We start from the raw sequence: 22,432 nt of genomic DNA, 5'->3' as shown, positions 1-22,432 counted from the left end.
GAGGGTTTGGTAGTTTTTCTCATTGTCAAATACCTGGAAAGTAGACCACTCATATTTATCAATGCACTATTTTGTGATTTTGTCAATGCGTAAGTCCTATCTAATTAAAAGAGCGCCCACGCGGTCTTAAGGTATGTTGTTGCGCTTCAGCGCTCTTTCATATCTAATTAAAAGAGCGCCCACGCGGTCTTAAGGTATGTTGTTGCGCTTCAGCGCTCTTTCATATCTAATTAAAAGAGCGCTGAAGTGCAACTACGTACCTCCAGAATACTGCTCTTTCATATCTAATTAAGAGAGCGCTTTCATCGCAACTACGTACCTTAAGAGAAGAGAGCGCTGAAGCGCAACTACGTACCTTTGAGCGCTGAAGCGCAACTACGTACCTAAGATCGCCCAAGCGCAACTACGTACCTTAAGAGTTGCCTAGGTCATGTTTAAGTTAAGGGTTTCATTGTCACTTCAATGTCAGCTAAACCTGTCAGTTTTTCCACGGGTACATCTTCTTCAACTCGCGGTATGAAAATAGTTAAACCTCCGGGAATGCACTCAATTGAAAGCGGAGTCATGCCGACAATTTCTCCATCTACAACCACTTTTTGAGGCGGATCGGCACTGATTTTTACTTTTTTTGCGCGCAAATAACCGATGTCGTCGCGATCGGTAGGATTGCCGCTCAATGCTGTTTGTAAGAGGTGATAAGAAGCTGCGATCGCCCCTGCTTTATTTTGAGGCGCCACCAGCGTCACGTCCAGCAAGCCGTCATCGAAAATAATCCCCGCGGGGCCTTGAGCTAAAATGGAAGTAGGCGGCGCTGCATTCGCCACTGTCACGGCCACCGCAGTAACGGTGATGATTTTATCTTCGGTTTCGATTTCGGCTTCAAATCTTTCTAAATTGTTTAACTGTTTGATTCCCGAGAGAATGTAGGCCAGCATTCCCCAGCGATTCTTCATTTCGCGATCAGCTAATTCGACAGTTTCCGCCTCAAAACCCACTCCAGCTAACAAAACCATCGGCATTTTACCGTTACACATCCCCGCATCCACCACCCGCGTCAACCCTCCCAAAATAGTTTCGCAGGCGGTTTCGATGGTATTCGGAAGATCCAAAGCATTTGCAAAAGCATTCGCAGTTCCCCGCGAAATAATTCCTAAAGGGATATTTGTCCCCACAATGGCGCCCGCAACTGCTGATAATGTGCCGTCACCCCCGGAAGCAATAATTTCCTGAACTCCTCTAGCAACTGCTTCGCGGGCGAGTTGATCTGCATCTAATTCTGGTGTTGTCAGCCGAATGTCTAAGTCAATAAACGGCTCTAACATTTCTTGAATTGTCGCTAAGTCTTGGTCGGGGTCGCTGTTGCCGGCGACGGGATTAAAGATTAGGCAAGCTGAACGTTTCATAGTTGGTAAGGGGTAATTGGGAATGGGGAATTGGGAATGGGTAATTGGTAATTGGTAATATTATTTCCTGTTGAGATACAACAATTAAATTGGTTTGTAGTGAGGACTTTCGTCCTTATTTTCCTGAGGACTAAAGTCCCCACTACAAACCTAAAACCAAATAGGTTCGATCGTTCGGACTTTAGTCCTTCCCAATTTTTGCGGACTGAAGTCCTCACTACAAACCTAGAAGCGAAAGTTAAATTACAAAAGGTTCGATCGCGATTTCCTGCCATTTCCCCTCAAATCGTTCGACAACCAAAGGTCGAACTCTGAACTTGGGGGGAGTCCCGTCAAGAACATCAATCCGCAAACACGAATAAGGACGGCGTTTGTGGGAACCTTCGCCGCTGCGGCCGACAAATAGCAAAGATTCCGCTACCCGCCGGCTGGCTGTTTCAGCACCAGCCTCGCGCGCCAACCGATAAGCTTCCGGGCTCGATGCTTCCTGCAATATCGGCCCTTCCGGGCGCTGACGCCGCAGGCTGTGGCCGCTTCCCCCGCAGACAATCCAATTAATCCCAGAGTCGCCGTGTCCGGTATCCCCAGTCCGCAGGTATTCCAAACAGTGGGCGTGGCCTGTGAGTACCAAATCTACTAGGGGACGCCCCCGCGCCTCCTCCCCAACTGCATCGGCCACCGCATCGAGTACCTCGCGCAATCGCAGCCGAACTGCCAAAGTTTGAGCTTGATTCCACTTTGTCGCCTCGGTTACGTAGGGGGGATGGTGCAAGTACATTACCCGCCCCCGCACGTCTGAATCTGCCCAAGATGCAATCAATCGCCTTTTGAGCCATTCGAGTTGTTCAACGTCCGTGGAGGCTGTTCTGTCGGGCGACAGTTGTTTGTCGATATCCATCAGCATTTCGTCAACTTGCTCTAATTTGGCGCTCAAGTCGTCTAGCTTTTCGGCTTCTTCGGGAATTTCCGGGTTTAGCCGATCGGACATTTCGAGCATTTCCAATTTTTCTTGTTCCAACTTTTGCCGATCGAGTTCCAAATTTTGGCGGCGAATCTCGCCCTCTTTGGTTTTCGGGATCGGTAAGGGTTCGTTGAAGGTATTGGAGTCGAGGGCGAAGAAGTCGATACCCCCGCTGCGAAACGTGTAATAGCGGTTGGGTAAGCGGGTAAAGCGTCCGGGTTGGTAGCGGATGCAGCGGCCTGTGCTGGTGCTGGCGGTGTAGTGGGCGTCTAGGTGGCGATCGAGCTCTCCCGGCAATTTGTGAGCCCTCAGGTAGTCGAGAAAGGCTTTGGCGTAGGCATTTCCGATCTCCGAACCGTGCCAGCCGACATCGAGATCTAACTTGGAACCCAGCAGCCTCCGCAGCGGCAAAGCAGTCGCAGAGAGAATTCCGTAGAATATCGGCAAGTCGTAGTAGTCGTGGTTTCCCGGTACGGGCAAAAACGGAAAGTTGAACACCATGCGATCGTAAGCAATCCGAGATGGTTGCTCGCCGCCGACGATAAACTCTCGGTAGGGGCGAATAAAGTTTTGCAAGTAATATTCACTCGAACCCACCAGATAAACTACATCGCCCGTATGCAGAGCAAAACGGCAACTTTGGCGTTCCCGCAGCATCAACTCGGCAACCTGCCGCTGCGGGTTGTGGCCGCGGTGGTTGCCGGTGCCGCTGTCGCCTGCGACTAAAAATGAAAATTCAGGACAGTCATCGGTTCGATCGTCCAAAACCATCTTAGTTTGGTCAATTCCCCGATCGGCGATCGACTTTTCTTGCCACCGCACCCGCTCGTTCATTTTGCGGATTTTGACTGTTATTCGCGGGTCGGACACGAATTTCACGCCACCTAGTCTCCCAAATTGCTCAGTTCCTAGTTAATCTTGCAGCGATCGCACGGGTGTTTACCTCTGTCTAAAAGCTGAACATCGCTCGATCGCTGGCGCGTGCGGGCTACAACCAGGTTTCTGCTTCCCTAGAAGTCGATCGACCCAGATTGAGAAAAACCGCGTTTTTTTGAGATTTAGCGATCGGGCGGTTGTAAACTCACTATTGTTAAAAAAAATGCAACTGCTTTTGCTTTGTCGGCGATCCAAACCCCGATAGTCATAAGTCATTCCCAATCCTGCAATTTTTCAATCCTGCAATTTTTCAATCCTGCAATTTTTCAATCCACAATCTAAAATCTAAAATGGTATCCGCTCAAATCTAATGTTATTGATGATACAGAACCTTTTAGTTCCCAGAATCGCGGCAAATTTTTAATTTTTAATTCTCTTCTGGCGCTCTCTCCCTCTCTCCCTGTATTCCCCTCTGGCTTTTACCCCCCGATCGGACTTCTGACAAAAACAAGTTTTCACTCACGAGCGATGGCACGATCGCAGCGCGTTTTGATACCATTCAATCAAGCCCAAGACAATCAGGGAATGTAGTGGAGGTGCGTAAATGGAGCTTTTCGGAGAACAAAAACGGTGTCTGGATGCTTTGGTAGCGTCGATCGAGCAATTGGGAGGTCGAGTAGACATTCCGAAGCTGGAGCAGATAGCAGAGCTCATCATTCAAACGATGAGGGGGCCTTGGCGCTACTTTCACACGTCGGAACACATTTTTGAGGTCGGAGGGTCAGTCGATCCGATCGAGGTACTGGCTGCGCTGTTTCACGACCTCGTGTACGTCCAAGTCGATCAGGGCGTAAGTTTCAATATCAGCAGCGCCCTTTGTCCTTTTGTCCAAGAAGTGCGATCGCAGTTAGTGATTAGAGATCGAACCGAACTACCCGACGATGCCATGTATCACCTGGTGGCCTCTGTCTTTGGGTTTGTTCCAGGCAAGATTCTCTCTCCGTTTGCCGGCCAGAACGAATTCTTGAGTGCCGTGATTGCTGCCAAATCTTTGGAGCCTTTTTTGCCTGCAAGTACGATCGCCGAAATTGCCGCTTGCATCGAAGCTACGATTCCTTTTCGTCCGATTTCGGCCAGCGGTTTGAGTGCGATCGAACTTTTGCACCAGCGCTTGGTAAGTGTAAATCGCGATTTGAATTTCGGATGGACTGATGCCGAAACAGCAGAAATTGTCAAGCGTTCGGTCAGGTTAGCCAATCGGGATGTAGAGAATTTTGCCTCTCCAAATTCCTCTAATTTCTTAGACAATACCTGGAACTTGATGCCAGAAACCAACCACGAATTGAGCAATGTCAATTCCTATACCGTGGGCGGATATCGCAAATCTCTGCAAAAGATGGAAGGATTTTTAAACTTCCTCAAACCAGAACTGGTTTTTCAGCAGTTTATGCAAGAACCGGACAATGAAACCTACGCTCACATGATTGCCCAAACTAGAAAAAATATCGCAGTCGCCAAACTTTATCTGGGTATCAAACTAATTACGATCGCAATTTTAGAAGCTCTTTCCTACCGTTTGGGGCGCGACATTCCGCTTTCGACAATGATGGGAGAATTGCGCGCACCAGGATTTAAAACATCGGTTTTGGAAGATTACTTGCCCAACAGACAAATCGCTTACCCCTTAGAAAGTCAGTTGGAAAAAGAGGTTTTAGATTTGTTAGCAATAGGACGTAATCAAGAATCTCCCTATGATATTAAAAACTCCCCCGTGGCTACGTTTATTATCAAATCTATCGGCTTTGCAGAAACCGAAAACTTTTTGAAGAAAGCTCAAGAATTCTTTGCCGGTCACATTTCGTCGGAAGAGTTTCTGTCTTACTGCGCTCCCGATGTCATCGATACCATCTCCTCCGGGGTTATGAAACTCTTTGACAGCAGGAAGACGGCTTTAGGAACAGTTAAGCTAGCTCACCAAACAGTTTCTTAGCATATGTTGGCAAAATCAGGACTTACGCACAACCTAATTGGGAGCATCTCTGTTTTATTTTGTAGTGCGAGCTTAAGAGCTCGCTTGCTGTTAAAAACAAGCGAGCGGGGACGATCGCACTACAACAAAAAAATGCTTTTTGCAAAAATGAGATGCTCCCACCTAATTTTGGTAAGGTGCGCTCTAACCGTGCACCTTACCGCTATAATTCCACCCTAAAAACACTTTTTGCGTAAGTCCTGATTCACAAAAAGAGCACTAAAGTCCTCACTACAAACCAGCTTTATGACAGGAAATTAACCGGATATTAGCAGTAATCGCGACTGAGTTATTATTATTCTTTTCTTTCAATTATAATCGTCATGTGAGCGACTAATGCACCGATCGCTCCTACTGCTGCAATCACTGGAAACAAAGTCGCGCTGATGACTCCGCCGACTACTCCCACCGTCAGAGGAACTTCTACTAAAATCCGTCCCTCTTCATTTTTGATAATCAGGCGGCGGATACTCCCTTCGTGAATCAGCTCTTTAACTTTAGCAACCAAATCGTCGCCGTTAATCTTCAACTCCTCGACGCTAACTTTGTCCTGAGTATAAGTAGGGGTTTCTAAAGGAGTCGCGTCAAATTGAACTTCAGTAACTTTTTCGGCAGAAACTTTTCCCGATACAGGTATTGATTCGAGTTCTCTTGCCCCGACAGGTTCTTGTACGCGATCTGTAGGTGTGTCCATTTTTTGTTCTCCTTTTCGGTAAAAGTATTTTTGTATAGAATTATTTAGAATAATAACACGCAACTTTTTGTCCATCAATCATACTTTTGGGTGATATTAAGGCATTTACGTAATAAACTCAGAAACCGGGTTTCTACGAAGATTTCTGGTAACTCAACGAAAAAAATCGTAGAAACCCGGTTTCTCGCCCCCCACCATGACTTCAGAAACCGGGTTTCTACGAAGATTTCTGGTAACTCAACGAAAAAAATCGTAGAAACCCGGTTTCTCGCCTCACCTCTTGCCCCCCCTCTCTCCCTCCCTCTCTGCTTGTGCCAATACGCTAACTGTCTACCTCTGAGCCTCCTACCGCCACACCCGCGAACAACCTCAGAGCGAGACAGCCACAGGATTAGAGCTACTTTCACACCTTGTATATTCAGACTCAGCGGATGTAGAGGTTGAAATACTGACATTGTACTGAAAGTGCGATCGCCCCGCCGTGTATAGATTTAACACATCTAGTTCGGCAAACCGCACATGGAAATCCTCGCTTACTTTCCTCAACAGTCATTTTTATCCAAGTCACTGCGATCGCCCCACAAAACCCGGCCTCCCGAGGTTCCTCCCATGAACATCCTAGAGTTTCTAATGAGAATTGCTTAAAATAAAGGGGAAGCAGTAGTAATTATGATCGAAATATTATCGAAACCAAACCAATTATCTCAAATTGAAGTTGAGCTTGGCGCAAAGTCGGCTAAAATAGAATTTCTTCCTTCTGCTTCCCCTTTATTTCCCGTGTCCGATTTGGCAGCGACAGAATTTGCATATCAAGTTGGTGGCAGTTTGCAGGCGAATGCTCTTACCTACGTCACCAGAGCAGCAGATAGCGAACTTTACGAATCGTTAAAAGCAGGTAATTTTTGCTACGTGCTCACCTCCCGACAAATGGGAAAATCGAGTCTGCGGGTGCAAACAGCGCGTCGCTTGCAAGCAGAAAATATTGCCTGCTCAATTGTTGACATCACAGGAATTGGCACGGCTCAAATAACTCCCGTCCAGTGGTACGCGGGTTTTACAGCCACTCTCGCCAATAGCTTTAAAATTAAAATGAATGTCAAGACTTGGTGGCGCGATCGAGAAGACTTGCCACCAGCCGTCAGATTAAATGAATTTATCGAACAAGTATTGCTTCCTGCGATCGATCGCAATATCGTAATTTTTATCGACGAAATTGACAGCATTCTCTCCCTGAACTTCTCCAGCGACGACTTTTTTGCCTGGGTGCGCGGCTGCTACAACAAACGCGCCGAAAATCCCGAATACAACCGCCTGACCTTTGCCTTATTTGGAGTAGCGACTCCTCAAGATTTGATCTCTGACAAAACCCGAACTCCGTTTAATATCGGCCGCGCCATTGAACTCAAAGGATTCGATCTTGCCGAAGCCACACCTTTAGTCAGAGGATGGCCAGAAAAAATCGATAATTCCCACGAAATTCTCAAAGAAATCTTAGCTTGGACTGGAGGACAGCCATTCCTTACTCAAAAACTTTGTCAATTAACTGCCCAGAAGTTAGCAGCAGAAACCAGCCGCGATTGCCATAGCCCAGCCAACTGTCAATTATTTATTGCCGAATTAGTGCAGTCTAGCACCGTAGAAAACTGGGAATTTCAAGACGAACCCGAACATCTCAAGACAATTCGCGATCGCCTCCTGAGAAATCAAGAGCGCATCGGCCGTTTGCTAGGACTTTACCAACAAATCTTAGCAGATATGACTCTGCCAAACGGCGCAGAAAATACCGCAAAAGAGTCGATTGCTCAATATAATTTAGCTAAATACAGTTCCCAAAAAATGGAACTTTTACTGTCAGGTTTAATCGTCCAAGATGGAGGAAAACTGAGAGTTTACAACCAAATTTATGCGTCTGTTTTTAATCGGGAATGGATACACCAAGAATTAGCAAAGCTCCTGCCTTACTCCGAGTCTATCTGCGCTTGGGAAGCCTCCAACCACACAGACGCTTCCCGCTTGCTGCAAGGCAGAGCTCTCGCAGAAGCCTTAATCTGGGCGGCTGACAAAAGTTTGAGCGATCGCGATTATCAATTCCTCTCGGCTAGCCAAGAACAAGAAAATCTGGAAGTTCAAAGAGCTTTGGAACTAGAAAAAGCAGCTTCGCAAATATTAACCGAAGCAAATTTAGTTTTGACTAAAGCTCAGCAAAAAGCCAAGCGAACAGTCCAATTTAGTTTGTTTGCACTCGCTGTAATTTCTGCTATCTCTGGTAGCGTGCTCGTGCAGGTGCAGCGAGTAGCCCAGAAAGCTGAAAATCAAAAAAGACAAGCAATAATTACCCACATAGAAGCACTCAATTCTACCGCCGATATTTCCCTAAGCTACGATCAGCTAGGAGCTTTAATCGCAGCAGTCAGTGCTGGCAAAAAAATGCGAGAGATAGAAGTTTCCCCAACGCTGAAAGCACAGACACTAAATATACTGCACCGAACGGTAAATGCAGTTAGAGAACGCAATCGTTTGCTTAAGGGACACACGGCTAATTTCAGCCCGGATGGCAAGTTGATTGTGAGTGCGACTGACGAATTGTTGGTGAATTTCTTTCAGCCTAACGGTAAGTTAATTTTGAGTTTGCCTGGACACACCGAGTCAATTACTGAGGTAGTTTTTAGTCCTGACAGTCAGTTAGTTGCTTCTACAAGTTTTGACAAAACTGTCAGAATTTGGCGCCGCGACGGAACTTTGCAGCAAGTTTTGAAAGGACATCAAGATTTAGTTTGGAGTGCAAGTTTTAGCCATGATTCTCAACTAATTGCTACTGCAAGTTCGGATAAAACTATTAAAATTTGGAATGCAGGCGGTGTTTTGCTGCATACTTTAAAAGGACATACTAGACCTGTTACATCAGTCAGGTTCAGTCCCGACGGTAATATGTTGGCTTCCACCAGTCAAGATCGAACTGTCAAACTTTGGAAACGCAGCGGGAAAACACTGTTTCGACTTGAGAAAACTCTTTTGGGACACGGAGATGAAGTGTGGGGCTGCAATTTCTCGCCAGACGGTGAGAGGATTGCTTCAGCTAGTCACGATTGGAAGGTGAAAGTTTGGAATACTGACGGCAAGTTGCTCAAAACTCTCGATTCTACAGCAGCTTTGGGTAATGTCAGTTGGAGTAAAGACAGCAAGTTGCTGGCAGGGGGCAGCACTGACGGCAATGTGAGACTTTGGCGCCGCGACGGGACTTTGCTGCAAACTTTTAGGGCACATCAAGCGGATGTGTGGAGTGTGAGTTTTAGTGCCGATCGCAAAACTTTAGCATCTGCCGGGAAAGATGGGTCGGTGAAGCTTTGGAGTCTCGATCCTGCTAAAGTAGAAGGTGCCGAACTTGACACATTGCTCGCCGTCGGCTGTCGCTGGCTAGGAGACTACCTGCAATACAATCCGGGTGTTGAGAGCGATCGGCATTTGTGCGAAAAAACTGACAATTGACATTTTGTGCCAATTAGCAGAAACAGGTTGCGGTTGAATTGTCAGGGCGGGCGATCGGCTCCAGATTTGTCGCTACTCTTTTCTGGATTGTCATATAATTTTAGGTAAGGGGTAATAGCAAATGTCCTCGCCCAGATCGCGGATGTCTATCAATCTGAACCAAATTCATGTTATGAAACATTCAAGCTAGTGATAAGTGCTAGATTCTGGTTAGTAGAATTTGGGATAGATTAAACTTACTAAGTAGTCAGGTTGCAAAGGTATCTACTGTTAAATTAATCTAACCTGCTATATCGTTTCGGGTGACAACAGCACGATTAAAGAAAAAAATCATGCTAAATTAACTCGATTGGAGCGAGCCGAGTAGAGTTGATTGCCAAGCTATCAAAAGAGTAGAAAAAGCAGTGCAAATAGTACGCAATACTCCAGCAGCCAACAGCAACTGCCAATTACCAAAGGAGGGAGCAGTGTATGAAACTGATGGGGTAAGTCCCCTGAAATCGCCGCTCGGTTTGCGATCGACTCTAGAGGAATTAACCCTGTACAACTTTCTCCTGGAGTCAGAGTGTCTGGGTGGCGAAGTTACTAAAATTTTTCAATCTAATCCTTTACTTCCCGGCATCATCATTACTGAGAAAGGAAAGTTTGCAGGGATGATTTCGCGCCGGCGTTTTTTTGAACACATGAGTCGCCCCTACAGCTTGGAGTTATTTTCTCAACAGCCTTTGTTCATCCTGTACCGCTTTACTAAAACTGATATCTTGGTTCTCGATCGCAAAACCTCTATTATGAAGGCAGTACGGCAGTCTCTAGAGCGATCGCCCGAACTAATCCACGAACCCATTGTAGTGCAGGTAGAGCCGGACAATTACCAACTTTTAGACGTTCACCAACTACTGCTTTCTCAGTTGCAGATTCACGAGTTAGCAACCGTGGCGATGCGGGAATCCCAAGCACAATTGAGACATCAAGCCCAACAGCTCGAACTTGCCCTCCTGGAACTTCAGCGCACTCAAACTCAACTAATTCAAACAGAGAAAATGTCTTCTTTGGGGCAGTTAGTAGCAGGAGTTGCTCACGAAATCAACAATCCCATCGGCTTTATCTACAGCAATTTGCACCACGCTAAAGAGTATACCGAAGGTTTAATGCGGATGCTTTCTCTGTACCGGCAGCACTGTCCCGAATCTATCCCAGAAATTGAAGCGGAATCAGAAAACATCGAACTCGATTATTTGCTGGAAGACTTACCCAAAGTGTTTGATTCAATGCAGCAAGGTGCAGAAAGGGTGCGCGATATCGTTTTGTCGCTGCGGAATTTTTGCAGGTTAGACGAAGCCCAAATGAAGCAGGTCAACATTCACGACGGTATCAACAACACAATTATGCTTTTGCAAAGCCAGCTTAAAGGGAAACCAGGACTGGAGGCGATCGCAATTCACAAAGAATATAGCAAATTGCCGCTGGTGCAGTGCTATCCCGGACAGCTAAATCAGGTATTTATGAATATTTTGGTTAATGCCATTTACGCTCTTGTTGAGTGGAACAAACACGAAAATGTCGATGGGAAAACCCAGAAAAATTCGCAAGCAGGCGATCAAAATAATTCCCGTACAAACACTCAATCTTCAATTTCTAATTCTAGCCATCTGATGCCTGCGATTCTGATTCGCACGGAGTTAGTCGAGGGCAAAAAGGTAATAATTAAGATTTCTGACAACGGCCCGGGGATGACAGAAGATGTTCGGAAGCGGTTGTTTGACCCTTTCTTTACCACAAAGCCTGTGGGCAAAGGAACGGGCTTGGGATTGTCAATTAGCTATGAAATTGTTGTCAATCAGCACGGTGGCGAATTGAAGTGCTTTTCCGAACCGGAAAAAGGAACTGAATTTGCGATCGAGATTCCACTTCAACAGTTTTCCCCACCACATATGTTACCTCGGTTTGCCTGATGACTGCTGTTCGCGATCGGGGACAGCACTAGCTCGAAAGCGAGCGGGGACAGCACTCATGACAACTGTCAACTGTCAACTGTCAACTGTCAACTGTCAACTGTCAACTGACTACGGACTACCTTTGCAAACCCACTTCCACAAAACATGACTCGGCCCCTGTTGGCGAATGCGGCGCACTTGTTGTTCCAAACCCTGTTTTTCCCGCAGGGGCAATCCTCGCACAATGTTGCGACTGTGCCAAGTTAGCACTGCTAAAGTCATCGCCAAACATATACCCAAACCGAGAGTGGGCCAGCGGTGAAAATATAAACCGTAGCGCACCGCCGCCCAAGTAAAGTTTTCTAACCACAAATCGATTTCGTGACGCAAACTCCAAATGCTCAAAGAACCGACGCTAATCCACAGCAATATCACAGTTAACCAGCGGCCGTAAACTGTTAGTTTGTGAAGCCTTTGGACTTCAATTTGAAAATTTGGGTCATTAGTCATGGCAGAAGGAAGAAGGAAGAAGGAAGAAGGAAGAAGGAAGACCGAAGTTGCAATCGACCGCATGGGGAAATTGCAACGCGAGAACGTCCTAACCGTCTTGGCGCGGTTACAATAACACCAGTCAACAGCTCGATCGCTAATGACTGATGACCAACAATCGTTAAACTTCTTCTGATGGGTTAATTCCTTCTGCGGGGACGGCGATGGATTTGCCTGTACGACTGCGCCACCAAGCTAGCAGCGTGCTAGCAATGAAAATACTGGAATATGCACCAGCAATAAAGCCGACAATCAAGGCTAAAGCAAAGTATTTGAGGGTTTCGCCGCCAAACAAAAAGATGGAAAACAAGGTCAGCAGCGTCGTCATGGTCGTGTTAATTGACCTTCCCAGAGTCTGCATGACGGCATCATCGACAATTTGATCGATCGACTGTCCGGGATTTAGCTTGATTACTTCCCGCACGCGATCGTAAATTACCACTGTATCGTTAACAGAAAAACCGATAATTGTCAAGAGCGCAACCACAAATAAACTGTCAACTTCCACTCCTATAGCCAAACCCAACATTGAGAAAATGCCCAGGGTAATTAAGACATCGTGAAACAAAGCAACAAAAGCAAAAAAGGCATAATCTAACTGAAACCGGAACGTCAGATAAAGAGTAATGCCAGCAAAAGAAAGGAACAAAGCTAGCAAGCCGGAAGTAAATAACTGTTTGCCGAGAGTAGGGCCAACCGTATCAATTTGAATAGATTGAGGAGCAAAAGCGCCTATTTTATCGCTCAAAGCTGTTTGCAACTTAGTCCGCTGTTCGACATCCAAAGTTTTAGTCCGCAGGGACAAACCGCGCTGTTCTTTGCCGATAACTTGAATGCTGCTGCCGGCCAAACCTTGGGTGTCGAGGACTTGGCGGACAGCAGCAATATCGATGGGTTTACAATTTTCCGGTTTCGTGCAGTCGAGTTCAAATTGCAGCCGAGTGCCGCCGATAAAGTCCAAACTGGGGCGCAGCGGTGCGCGGATGTCGGGACGAGTCCAAGAAATCGCCATCGACACTATACCTGCAAGGATTATAGCGGCGGAAAGACTCCACCAGATCGATCGCTGTTTGATAACACTGAATTGCATAATTTCGCGGGAATTGGGAATTGGGAATTGGGAATCGGTAATCGGTAATCGGTAATCGGTAATTGCGAGTTGGAAATTGGTAATTGCGAATTGCGAATTAATTTACAACTGATTTTTAGCAATTTTTACTTAGCCAATCTTATCGATTACCAATTACCCATTACCCATTACCTACTAGCTATTAGCTATTAACTGTTTTCGACAAACCGGGACAAAACCACTCGGGTTTGCGTAATTTGGGAAAGCCCAAGACTACCAACATTAGAGTGCGACTGCAAGTAAGAGCAGTAAACATACTCACTGCGACGCCCAAGGCCAGCGTTACAGCAAACCCTTTGACTAAACCAGCCCCCAACCAGAACAAAGCAGCACAAGCAATCAGTGTAGTTACGTTGCCGTCTAAAATGCTGGAAAAAGCGCGGTAAAAACCTGATTCTACCGATCGATAAAGCGTCTTCCCCGCCCGCAACTCTTCCCGCGTGCGCTCAAAAATCAACACGTTAGCATCCACGGCCATCCCGATGCTGAGCACAAAACCAGCAATTCCTGGCAACGTTAATGTCACCCCCAACAGCACGAAAGCGGCCCAAGTTAACAAAGCATAAATTAACAGAGCAATATTGGCAATTACGCCGGGGAGTCGATAGTAGCCAACCATGAAAATCAAGACTAAAGTCAAGCCACCGATGCCTGCATTAATACTGCTTTGAATGCTGTCTCGTCCCAAGCTGGCACCTACTGTGCGGTTTTCAATAATTACGACAGGCACGGGCAAAGCACCGCCGCGCAATTGCACCGCCAAGTCATTAGCCTTCTGTGCTGTAAAGTTGCCCGAAATTTCGACATTACCGCCTGTGATACCTGTTTGTTTGTACTGATCGCTAACAGTCGCAGCACTAATGAGTTCGTTATCTACAAAAATGCCTAGGGTGAGGTTTGTACCAGCAATGCTTTTGGTCAATTCGGCAAACTTTTGGGCCCCCTCAGTATCGAACCGTAGCGCTACAGCATAGGTGTTGCCTAAGGAATTGGATGTGGCGAAAGCATCTTTGAGGTTTTTGCCGGTGATCTCGGTACGTTCGTAAAGGTTGGCGGTAAGCTGTTTAATGTCCTGATTCTTTTTGTCGATCGCAGCTTGGTTGTCTGCGATCGCCTTAGCATCTCCTTTTGCCTGCAACTCCTGCTGCTTTCCCAGCATTCCAGCAAGTTCCTCTTTCCTAACCTTCAAAAAAGCTCCTTCTTGCGGTGTCTCGCGCCGAAAATCTAGCTGTGCCGTACCGCCGAGTACCCGTTCCGCTTGTTGCGGATCGCTTACTCCAGGCAACTGAACCAGAATTTGATCGCTGCCTACGGTTTGTACAACTGATTCGGAGACTCCCAAACCATTAACTCGGTTTTCGATAATTCGCCTCACTGCTTCTAGATCCCGCTCTTCAATTTTCGGGATATCTTTGGTAGTTTTCACCTGAATTGTGAGTTGCGATCCTCCTTGCAAGTCTAATCCCAGCCGCGTCGGAATTGTTGCTATCACAGTAATAGCGGCTACGATCAAAACAAAAATTAGGGCTAATAATGAACGTTGTTTTTGCATACTTATAGTAGTTGACAGTTGACAGTTGACAGTTGGTGAGACTGTGGATTCCTGCACGGTTGAGGTAGTTGGCAGTTTACCAGGGACAGTAATTAGTTGGCAGTGGTAATTGGTAATTCGCAATTGGTAATTGGTAAGGGCAGCTATCAACTGTCAACTATCAACTGTCAACTATCAACTGTCAACTGACTATTTATACTCGCAAACCTACCATTTTTTGGACAGCTTCGACAATTTGGTTTGGCTGGACAATTGTCAATCTTTCCAAATTACCGTTGTAAGGTGTGGGAATATCTTGTGAAGACAGCCGCAAAACTGGTGCGTCAAGTTCGTCAAAATATCGATCGCAAATTGAGGCAATTAATTCAGCGCCGATGCCTCCGGTTTTCATGCACTCCTCTACAATAATTACTTTGTGAGTTTTGCGAATAGATTCGCCGATGGTGTCCATGTCGAGGGGTTTGAGAGAAATTAGGTCGATTACTTCTGGATCGAAACCTTCTTTCATGAGTGCCGGCAAGGCTTGCAGGACGTGGTGGCGCATCCGCGAATATGTCAAGATGGTGACATCTTTGCCCGATCGCACAATTTCCGCTTTATCTAACGGCACTAAATATTCTGTGTCTGGCAAATTTTCCTTAAGGTTGTAAAGCAAAACGTGCTCGAAAAACAGTACCGGGTTATCGTCGCGGATTGCTGATTTTAAGAGTCCTTTGGCGTTGTAGGGAGTCGAACAGGCGACAATTTTCAAACCCGGTACTGCTTGGAAATAGGCTTCTAACCGCTGGGAGTGTTCGGCGCCGAGTTGTCTGCCCACGCCGCCTGGGCCGCGAATTACCATCGGCATTTTGAAGTTGCCGCCGGAGGTGTAGCGCAGCATTCCGGCGTTGTTGGAGATTTGGTTGAAGGCGAGGAGCAAAAAGCCCATGTTCATGCCTTCGATGATCGGCCGCAATCCCGTCATTGCTGCGCCTACTGCCATGCCTGTAAAGCTATTTTCGGCGATCGGGGTATCGAGGACTCGGAGCTCGCCATATTTTTCGTAGAGGTCTTTGGTGACTTTATAGGAACCACCGTATTGACCTACGTCTTCGCCGAGTACGAATACAGAGGAGTCGCGGGCCATTTCTTCGTCTAGCGCCTCGCGGAGGGCGTTGAACAATAGGGTTTCTGCCATAGGAGGTGAAGCAATGATTGCAGGAGGTCAGATTAGAATCTTAACCTTTTGGGGGTGTCGGTGAGGATGCGATCGTACATTTGGCAGTTAAGACTGGAGATTTGGCCAACATATATCATAATATTTGTATTATGTCAATCAATATTTAAGTTAACTAGACAGGCGGGAATTCCCCCGCTCACAGCAGAGGAATATTATGTTCCAGACAAAAACTGAACTAACTCTGGAAGAGTTTCTCAGTCTCCCCGAAGGAGAAGGAGATATAACCTACGAACTTGTTGACAATCAAGCAGTACCGAAGATGTCACCGAAAAAATTTCATTCTCGCCTCACCAGAAGCCTGATAAAAATTCTCGAACAGTGGGGTGAAGAACGGGGAGAAATTGGTGTAGAATGGGCAGTTAAATTAACCAGAATGGGGCGAGATTGGGTTCCAGTCCCAGATTTTTTATATGTTTCTTACCGAGAAATTGGGTCTAAAGCCCCGTCCTTCTAGGACGGCTTTTTCTTAACTTTTCTTAATTTTTCTTGGGATTCTCCTGAATCCGCGATAAAATGCCAACATGAAAACCCTGAAGTTTAAGCTGTATCAACATAAGCGGAATAGATTTCTCAAGCGGTCAATTAACGCCGCCGGAGTGATCTATAACCACTGTATTGCCCTACATAAAAGGTACTACAGAATGTGGGGAAAACACTTAAACTGCTCTAAACTTCAAGCTCATATAGCTAAACTACGGAAGCGTAAACCTTTCTGGCAACGACTAGGCTCTCAGGCCGTTCAGGATATCTGTCAACGCATCGAGAAAGCCTATCAACTATTCTTTAAGCACAATAAAAAGGGAGTAAGACCGCCGGGATTCAAGAAAGTTAGAAGATACAAATCTTTTACTCTAAAGCAAGCCGGATACAAATTTCTCTTAGGCAACAGAGTTAGGATTGGAAATCAGGTTTATCAGTATTGGAATTCCAGGGAAATAGAAGGAACCGTTAAAACCTTAACTATCAAGCGATCGCCTCTAGGTGAACTCTTTATGATGGTGGTTGTGGACCCAGAAATAAGAGAACCCAAAATCAAATCCGAGACGAGTAGAATTGCTGGATTTGATTTTGGCTTAAAAACCTTCCTGACTATTTCCGATGGAACCCAAATTGAATCCCCTCAATTCCTCAAGCAATCCCTAAACAAGCTCAAGCAAGCCAGTCGCCAACATTCAAGAAAAGTTAAAGGGTCAAATCATCGAGAGAAAGCTAGAAAGAACTTAGTTCGTCAGTATGAAGATGTTTCAAATCGTCGTACTGACTGGTTCTGGAAACTAGCCCATCACCTCACAGATAGATTTGACATTTTGTGTTTTGAGACCTTGAACTTGAAAGGAATGCAACGTCTTTGGGGCAGGAAAATATCAGACTTAGCCTTTGGAGAGTTTCTCCAGATTTTAGAATGGGTGGCTCAGAAAAAAGGAAAAGCGATCGTTTTTATAGATAGATGGTATCCATCTAGCAAAACCTGTTCTGCCTGTGGTCATGTTTTAGAAAGTCTAGATTTATCGGTAAGAGAATGGCGTTGTCCATCTTGTCAATCTGTGAATGGACGAGATGAAAATGCTGCTAAAAATATTTGTGCGGTTGGGGCATCGACCGCTAAGTTAGGCTATGTTAGACAGGTTTTGCCTGCAATTGCTGTTTGACCTTAGAATCAAGAGTGCGTTTACGCCGGGGAGTATGTCAAGAACGCTTATCTCCAGACTGGAATCAAGATGAAGCCTGTCCTGTCGTCCCGGAATTAGTCATAGAAATTATTTCACCAGAACAAACTTTCGGTCAGTTAGCTGCGAAAGCGAGAAATTATTTGGATGCTAAGGTATTGCGGGTTTGGGTAGTTGATAGCAAGGCTAGAAGTATTACAGTTTTTTACCCCGATGCAGCACCGCAGACTTATATGGGAGATACGCTATTAAAAGATCCACTTTTTGATGGACTAGAATTTACTGCGGAACAGGTATTTAAGATGGCAAAAATACCATATTTTTTTTTTGATTAGGATTAGTGTGTGCTAGTTCACAAGCTATTCCATTGTTCTAAAGTAATTTGCCTATCTATAATCTCCTCAACCTCTCGAATCATCATCCGTAACTGAGGAACAGAATACTCGTCATTAGAAGGAATAGTTAAGCGATACTCATGATAAATCATAAACTGGTGCTTGCTTCCAGAAAAAGGGCCAGCTAAGCCTAGCTCTTGTAATTTCTGGATAAATTCTCGACGCTTACAAGGTGTCCAACGGCTCAAGGCTAGGCTCCTGATTTAAATCAATATTGTCAATTACGGGCAAACGATGTCGCAATTTTAACCCTAGCAAAATCCAGTCTTCCAAAGTGGATCGCAACTCATTTTGACACTCTTTTAAAGTTGAGCCAAAGGCGATGACTCCCTTGCAAACAGGAATTTTGCCGACAAAGCTACGATCTTCAAGTTTGTCATACATAGCCTCAGTCATTGCTCGATCGACGTATTCACTCAGAATGAATTTTACAGTCATTAAGTTTTAGTTTCCTTTTGCTTGTCGAATATTTAGCGCTCGGGTATTTAGCTCTCCTTCACAGTTACATCTATTATATTTGTTTTTGTCAAGCTACTACATTTATATCTCAGCAAAATGCTTCTGCAACAAATCGTGAATAAATCGATAACGTCGATCGCCCGTTTTTTGCAGCAACAGTCGATCGCCCGCAGCATCCAGAAAACGCTGGTAATCCCAAGGAATATGACCGCTAGACCACAGCACGAGGCGCAATATCAAACTATCAATCGCCGGAATTGGTGGCAACACAGCACTAATTACCGCAGCCGCAGCACCCGCAATCAACCCCCAAATCGAGCCGGAGACTAGGGTGGCGATTACTCCCAAAATTACCCAAATCAGCCCGCCCAACAGCTTAACTCCAAACTGATACTTGCGCTGTTCCTCGCCTGTTTGCAGCCAACTCGACGAGATGCGATCGAGGTAAAATTCTTGAATTCCTTGCTGTTCCATCTTTCTCGCCAACCATCCCAGCCAGCGGCGAATTTGTTCTGGCCGCAGTTCCTTATTTCTGGGATACTGCTTGACTTCCCCAGTCATTTGGTGGCGGATGTAAGCAGTTAACAGATATTTGCGCTGTTCTTCTGTGGAAGTGATCCGCTTCCAAGATTCAATTAAAATATCATCGTAAGCCAAAGCCATCATGCTCAATAATAAGGGAGCTTTTGCTAATTTTAACAACTCCGGCTCCTTCTCTATGCTGTACCAAAGTTCGCGGCTTCTGGCTTCTAGGAGATAATTTTGAATTTGAGTTTCGCTCAGAGGTTTCAGCAAAACTGCTGCTTGCAGTTTAAATCTACTCTGGCAGTTTTTGTAAGCTTCAAAACTGCTGCACGCGACTAAATGTTTGGGTTGAAATTCGCTTTCAAGAAACTGATTGATTGCTTGAATGCAGCTATCTTGGCGGTGGATTTCTACTTCGTCCAAACCGTCGAGGAGAGGTAGCAATTTTTGTTCGGCCAGCCATTTTTTGCCGACAGCCGCAGGGATACTATATTTGTACTGAAGCTGAACAATTAACCAATCTGCGATCGCCCCAGATTCTGCTTTCCACGATCTCAGTTCAAACAGCACGGGTATTGGTAAATTAGGATCTTGTTCGGCGCGCGAAACTAACACCAGAGCCAATTCTAGCAGCGTCGTGGTTTTGCCGGCACCCGTCGCTCCCAAAATGACTAATTTGCCGTTGGTGCGATCGAACACTTGAGAAATGCTAGCTTTGGCTGGAAGCCGAAAACTTGGACGATTTCCCGCTTTCACTTCCACATCCCAACAGCGGCTAACACCGACAGGCTGCGAATCTTGGCTGAGGTTAGCCAGCACAGCAGTATGCAAGGATTGCGATCGGCCGGCTTCGGCTTCCTGCTTCACCTCCGAAAGCAGTCGATCGCGAGGTGGTTGTAATTGGAAAGGAATAAATCTTGACATGACAACTAATAAACTAGACTTCTTGCAAAAATAGTTAGGACGCTGCTCAAAGCCATCCCACAAAAATCTTTTTTCTTGTGGGATGGGCTTCTAGCCCGTCCCAAAATTTGATTAAAAGGACTTTTGCAAGAGGTCTACTGCACCTCGCGCTGGATGCTTACGTTGCTAGATTTGAGCACAATTGGCTCAGAGCAACAGTAGCATCACCACAGGTGTCAAGTATAGACGGACTAAAATTATTGTGACAATCATGAATGTTAAATTTTAGGAACTCATCCGGAAACATGAGCCCTGATTAAGTATTTTCACTATAAATCCAATGGTGGTTGCCCCGAATTTCCCGGAAAAATCTTGATAAATCCGCCTAATTACGTATTTTTCCTATAACTTGACTGGCGATCGCGTCAATTCCGCAACAAAAAATATCAGTATAAATACAGAGGAGGTTTTTATGCCATTTACTTCTACTCAAATCATCATTACAGGCTTAGCAGGGCTAGCCACAGCCGTGGGTGTAGCTGCTGCAACTATACAGTCGGGTGCGATTCAACAATCCAATGTAGCCCTTCCAGAATCCCCAGCAGCAGTCAGAAACGAGATTTCACTCGTTCCGGCGAACAACCCGGAATCTGAACCGGCAGAACCTCTGCAAGTAGAAACCCAGCCTGCGGAAGCCCCGAAATCTCAACCTCAGCCAGCCAAAAGCGCCGCACTTCAACCACCGCTAATCGCTGGAGTCTCGCAGCAAAAAGGTGCGCCAGTAGTTGTCACACCGCCCAATTCCGGCTGTAAAATCAGTATGGCTGTAGTTAGCGATCCGAATCCACCGCTGAATGTGCGATCGCACCCGCAAGTAAGCGACAGCAAAATAGTAGGAAAACTGAAAAATAATACCTTTGTTTCCATCGCAGAAGAACAAAATGGTTGGCTGCGAATTACCGAACCGCCCGGTTGGATTGCCAAAAATCGCACCGAAAGCAGTTGTTCTAATGTCAACCAGCAGATTAATTTTTTGACTGGGGGAGATGAAGCGATAGTCAAAGGTCGAATTATCGGCGGTGGAACTCATTCTTACAAGATTCGGGCTGCTAAAAATCAAACAATGACTGTTAAGAATCGGAAAGATGTTTTCCCACAAATTATCACTCCTAGTGGCAAACTTTTAGTAGAAGATCCGAATACACAAGGCAAGAAAACTGAGTGGACGGGCAAAATCCCTGTTACTGGAAATTACACATTTCAACTAGACTCAAATTTCCGTGGCTATGAATACGAATTTTATGTGCGAGTCCGATAAATTCCCAAGAATACCGGGCGGTTGAAACCGCGTCTATACAGACAAAACCCGACGGGAGCGGGTTGAAGAGTGGGCGGTTAAAATTACCTTATTTTCTTCAGTCCGCGGAGGCGGACTTCCTTTGTGTAGACGCGGTTTTAACCGCCGTCTTAGTTTGTGTAGACGCGGTTTTAACCGCCGTCTTAGCTAATTAAGGAATTTCAGAAAGCGACACATCTAAAATCGCAAATTTCTGCCAATCTTCCGAATCAAAGTGCCACCATTCTGTGGTAATCCCAATAAAACCCTGTTTTTTCATCGCATCTTCAAGCGTTTGACGATTTTTCCGAGATTGAGCGCTGCCACCGTTGTAATCTCTGTGAGCTTTTTTGGTAAAATCATCGTAAGGTGTGGGCATCTCTAATTCTTTGCCAGTGCGATCGACTAAAGTCAAATCCACTGCCGCACCGCGATTGTGTCGCGAACCCCTAGCAGGATTAGCCACATAATTCGGATCTGGCAAAAACTCCCACATTTGCTTAGTCACAGAAAAAGGCCTGTAGCAATCGTAAACTTTCAAACCCAATCCGATTTTTTCTAAATCTGTTTGAACTAGGGCTAATTTTTGAGCAACAGAACTTCTCAAAGCACATTTTGCTACTGTATAAAGTTTTCGTTTCAAGAAATTGTTAGTAGTGGCGTAGCGGATATCGAGTCGAATGTTGCGATTGACGGTGCGGATGTCAACCAGCCGCGCCCAACTGGGAAGTTGACTCATGAAAACGCTTTCAGGTGCGATCTGGTTTGATTCTGGTTGAGTAATTTGCACTTGTGGCGACTCCGTTGCGCGGACAAATATGGGATGGTGCAGACCGATCGCACATAGCAACACTAACATAAATGCGATCGGGTATTTTCCAAAACGATTAAATTTCATAGCTGTTCTGATGGCAAGTCTTAAAGAGTAGATTGAGGTCGTTCTTCTGTGGTATAATCAATATTATGATGTCACCGTGATAGCAGGGGAAACTATGAAAACTGCAATTTCACTTCCAGATTTAGTTTTTGAAGAAGCCGAGGCTTTGGCTAATCAGTTAGGATTATCACGCAGTGAGCTTTATACAAAAGCATTGCAGGCTTATGTAAGGCGACATAACCGCGATCGAATTTTGAGCAAACTAAATCAAGTCTATTCTGAAGAGTCATCCGAACTAGATCCTGTCTTGGCAAAGATGCAATTTATGTCCTTACCCCATGAGGATTGGTAATACCAAATTCGGGTTCGTTACCCTCCATCGATCGGCGATTGAATCGGCGATTGAAATCGCTTCTACACATACAAAGTCCGCCTCCG

18 protein-coding genes are annotated in these 22,432 nt (G+C 45.7%); 8 read left to right on the top strand and 10 right to left on the bottom strand.

Annotation, left to right across the window (positions count from 1 at the left end; translation table 11 throughout):
• Window positions 1-434 precede the first annotated feature (434 nt).
• Together JGK11_RS20440 and JGK11_RS20435 are read right to left on the bottom strand one after the other, a co-directional pair.
• A complete protein-coding gene (locus JGK11_RS20440) occupies window positions 435-1,403 on the bottom strand; it encodes a YegS/Rv2252/BmrU family lipid kinase (RefSeq protein WP_293179551.1) in 969 nt (322 codons plus the stop codon).
• Between the two features lie 238 nt (window positions 1,404-1,641).
• Entirely contained in the window at window positions 1,642-3,198 is a 1,557-nt protein-coding gene (locus JGK11_RS20435) for a metallophosphoesterase (RefSeq protein WP_325315047.1), read from the bottom strand.
• Window positions 3,199-3,844: 646 nt separating this feature from the next.
• Here JGK11_RS20435 and JGK11_RS20430 point away from each other — a divergent pair.
• Window positions 3,845-5,230, top strand: coding sequence for a hypothetical protein (locus tag JGK11_RS20430; RefSeq protein WP_293179557.1), 1,386 nt, complete (start codon window positions 3,845-3,847; stop codon window positions 5,228-5,230).
• Window positions 5,231-5,564: 334 nt separating this feature from the next.
• Here JGK11_RS20430 and JGK11_RS20425 read toward each other — a convergent pair whose 3' ends face one another.
• Complete coding sequence (locus tag JGK11_RS20425) at window positions 5,565-5,963, bottom strand: DUF4342 domain-containing protein (RefSeq protein ID WP_293179560.1); 399 nt, start codon at window positions 5,961-5,963, stop codon at window positions 5,565-5,567.
• 669 nt (window positions 5,964-6,632) lie between these two features.
• Here JGK11_RS20425 and JGK11_RS20420 point away from each other — a divergent pair.
• Together JGK11_RS20420 and JGK11_RS20415 are read left to right on the top strand one after the other, a co-directional pair.
• The gene (locus JGK11_RS20420; RefSeq protein WP_293197265.1) at window positions 6,633-9,449 is read left to right on the top strand and encodes an AAA-like domain-containing protein; all 2,817 of its coding nucleotides are present in this window, start codon (window positions 6,633-6,635) and stop codon (window positions 9,447-9,449) included.
• A 404-nt stretch (window positions 9,450-9,853) separates the two neighbouring features.
• Window positions 9,854-11,401: an ATP-binding protein gene (locus JGK11_RS20415; protein ID WP_293212621.1), complete on the top strand. Its 1,548-nt coding sequence runs from the start codon at window positions 9,854-9,856 to the stop codon at window positions 11,399-11,401.
• A 111-nt stretch (window positions 11,402-11,512) separates the two neighbouring features.
• On the opposite strand, the gene JGK11_RS20410 is transcribed toward JGK11_RS20415, so the two are convergent.
• The 4 genes from JGK11_RS20410 to JGK11_RS20395 all read right to left on the bottom strand — a co-directional run bounded on the left by JGK11_RS20410 (window position 11,513) and on the right by JGK11_RS20395 (window position 15,790).
• Window positions 11,513-11,893, bottom strand: a complete 381-nt coding sequence (locus JGK11_RS20410; protein WP_293197263.1) for a hypothetical protein — start codon at window positions 11,891-11,893, stop codon at window positions 11,513-11,515.
• A gap of 160 nt (window positions 11,894-12,053) precedes the next feature.
• Window positions 12,054-13,022 carry a protein translocase subunit SecF gene (secF, locus tag JGK11_RS20405; protein ID WP_293212619.1) on the bottom strand — a complete coding sequence of 323 codons (969 nt, stop codon included), beginning with the start codon at window positions 13,020-13,022 and terminating at the stop codon, window positions 12,054-12,056.
• A 181-nt stretch (window positions 13,023-13,203) separates the two neighbouring features.
• Entirely contained in the window at window positions 13,204-14,613 is a 1,410-nt protein-coding gene (gene secD, locus JGK11_RS20400; RefSeq protein ID WP_293179803.1) for a protein translocase subunit SecD, read from the bottom strand.
• Window positions 14,614-14,806: 193 nt separating this feature from the next.
• A complete protein-coding gene (locus JGK11_RS20395) occupies window positions 14,807-15,790 on the bottom strand; it encodes an alpha-ketoacid dehydrogenase subunit beta (protein ID WP_293193211.1) in 984 nt (327 codons plus the stop codon).
• 196 nt (window positions 15,791-15,986) lie between these two features.
• Here JGK11_RS20395 and JGK11_RS20390 point away from each other — a divergent pair, with 196 nt between their 5' ends.
• The 3 genes from JGK11_RS20390 to JGK11_RS20380 all read left to right on the top strand — a co-directional run bounded on the left by JGK11_RS20390 (window position 15,987) and on the right by JGK11_RS20380 (window position 17,834).
• Window positions 15,987-16,286 (top strand): Uma2 family endonuclease, encoded by a 300-nt coding sequence (locus JGK11_RS20390; protein WP_293193210.1) that lies wholly within the window; start codon window positions 15,987-15,989, stop codon window positions 16,284-16,286.
• Window positions 16,287-16,353: 67 nt separating this feature from the next.
• Window positions 16,354-17,481 carry a transposase gene (locus JGK11_RS20385; protein WP_293179581.1) on the top strand — a complete coding sequence of 376 codons (1,128 nt, stop codon included), beginning with the start codon at window positions 16,354-16,356 and terminating at the stop codon, window positions 17,479-17,481.
• On the top strand, window positions 17,478-17,834 hold the full coding sequence (locus JGK11_RS20380; protein WP_366053916.1) for a Uma2 family endonuclease: 357 nt from the start codon (window positions 17,478-17,480) through the stop codon (window positions 17,832-17,834). The genes JGK11_RS20385 and JGK11_RS20380 overlap by 4 nt, the downstream gene beginning before the upstream one ends.
• A 225-nt stretch (window positions 17,835-18,059) precedes the next feature.
• Here the strand turns inward: JGK11_RS20380 and JGK11_RS20375 are convergent, their stop codons facing one another.
• Window positions 18,060-18,332 carry a type II toxin-antitoxin system HicB family antitoxin gene (locus JGK11_RS20375; protein WP_293179584.1) on the bottom strand — a complete coding sequence of 91 codons (273 nt, stop codon included), beginning with the start codon at window positions 18,330-18,332 and terminating at the stop codon, window positions 18,060-18,062.
• A gap of 102 nt (window positions 18,333-18,434) precedes the next feature.
• Window positions 18,435-19,865 carry an NACHT domain-containing protein gene (locus JGK11_RS20370; protein ID WP_293212617.1) on the bottom strand — a complete coding sequence of 477 codons (1,431 nt, stop codon included), beginning with the start codon at window positions 19,863-19,865 and terminating at the stop codon, window positions 18,435-18,437.
• Window positions 19,866-20,253: 388 nt separating this feature from the next.
• On the opposite strand from JGK11_RS20370, the gene JGK11_RS20365 reads away from it, so the two are divergent.
• Window positions 20,254-21,099 carry an SH3 domain-containing protein gene (locus tag JGK11_RS20365; protein ID WP_293212615.1) on the top strand — a complete coding sequence of 282 codons (846 nt, stop codon included), beginning with the start codon at window positions 20,254-20,256 and terminating at the stop codon, window positions 21,097-21,099.
• A gap of 190 nt (window positions 21,100-21,289) precedes the next feature.
• Here the strand turns inward: JGK11_RS20365 and JGK11_RS20360 are convergent, their stop codons facing one another.
• Window positions 21,290-22,015, bottom strand: coding sequence for a M15 family metallopeptidase (locus JGK11_RS20360; RefSeq protein ID WP_293212613.1), 726 nt, complete (start codon window positions 22,013-22,015; stop codon window positions 21,290-21,292).
• Between the two features lie 94 nt (window positions 22,016-22,109).
• Between JGK11_RS20360 and JGK11_RS20355 the strand changes: the two genes are divergently transcribed.
• Window positions 22,110-22,346, top strand: coding sequence for a hypothetical protein (locus tag JGK11_RS20355; protein WP_293193207.1), 237 nt, complete (start codon window positions 22,110-22,112; stop codon window positions 22,344-22,346).
• Window positions 22,347-22,432 lie beyond the last annotated feature (86 nt).

Origin of the sequence: Microcoleus sp. PH2017_34_RAT_O_A, assembly GCF_020737885.1 — a bacterium.
In the GTDB taxonomy this organism is placed as follows: Bacteria; Cyanobacteriota; Cyanobacteriia; order Cyanobacteriales; family Microcoleaceae; genus Microcoleus.
The sequence above is the reverse complement of the archived record's forward strand: the minus strand, read 5'-3'. Positions and strand labels throughout refer to the sequence as shown.

Coding starts and splice junctions, on each gene's coding strand:
- JGK11_RS20440 (WP_293179551.1), bottom strand. CDS start 1,403: ATGAAACGTTCAGCTTGCCTAATCTTTAATCCCGTCGCCGGCAACAGC.
- JGK11_RS20435 (WP_325315047.1), bottom strand. CDS start 3,198: ATGAACGAGCGGGTGCGGTGGCAAGAAAAGTCGATCGCCGATCGGGGA.
- JGK11_RS20430 (WP_293179557.1), top strand. CDS start 3,845: ATGGAGCTTTTCGGAGAACAAAAACGGTGTCTGGATGCTTTGGTAGCG.
- JGK11_RS20425 (WP_293179560.1), bottom strand. CDS start 5,963: ATGGACACACCTACAGATCGCGTACAAGAACCTGTCGGGGCAAGAGAA.
- JGK11_RS20420 (WP_293197265.1), top strand. CDS start 6,633: ATGATCGAAATATTATCGAAACCAAACCAATTATCTCAAATTGAAGTT.
- JGK11_RS20410 (WP_293197263.1), bottom strand. CDS start 11,893: ATGACTAATGACCCAAATTTTCAAATTGAAGTCCAAAGGCTTCACAAA.
- secF (WP_293212619.1), bottom strand. CDS start 13,022: ATGCAATTCAGTGTTATCAAACAGCGATCGATCTGGTGGAGTCTTTCC.
- secD (WP_293179803.1), bottom strand. CDS start 14,613: ATGCAAAAACAACGTTCATTATTAGCCCTAATTTTTGTTTTGATCGTA.
- JGK11_RS20395 (WP_293193211.1), bottom strand. CDS start 15,790: ATGGCAGAAACCCTATTGTTCAACGCCCTCCGCGAGGCGCTAGACGAA.
- JGK11_RS20390 (WP_293193210.1), top strand. CDS start 15,987: ATGTTCCAGACAAAAACTGAACTAACTCTGGAAGAGTTTCTCAGTCTC.
- JGK11_RS20385 (WP_293179581.1), top strand. CDS start 16,354: ATGAAAACCCTGAAGTTTAAGCTGTATCAACATAAGCGGAATAGATTT.
- JGK11_RS20375 (WP_293179584.1), bottom strand. CDS start 18,332: ATGACTGTAAAATTCATTCTGAGTGAATACGTCGATCGAGCAATGACT.
- JGK11_RS20365 (WP_293212615.1), top strand. CDS start 20,254: ATGCCATTTACTTCTACTCAAATCATCATTACAGGCTTAGCAGGGCTA.
- JGK11_RS20360 (WP_293212613.1), bottom strand. CDS start 22,015: ATGAAATTTAATCGTTTTGGAAAATACCCGATCGCATTTATGTTAGTG.
- JGK11_RS20355 (WP_293193207.1), top strand. CDS start 22,110: ATGAAAACTGCAATTTCACTTCCAGATTTAGTTTTTGAAGAAGCCGAG.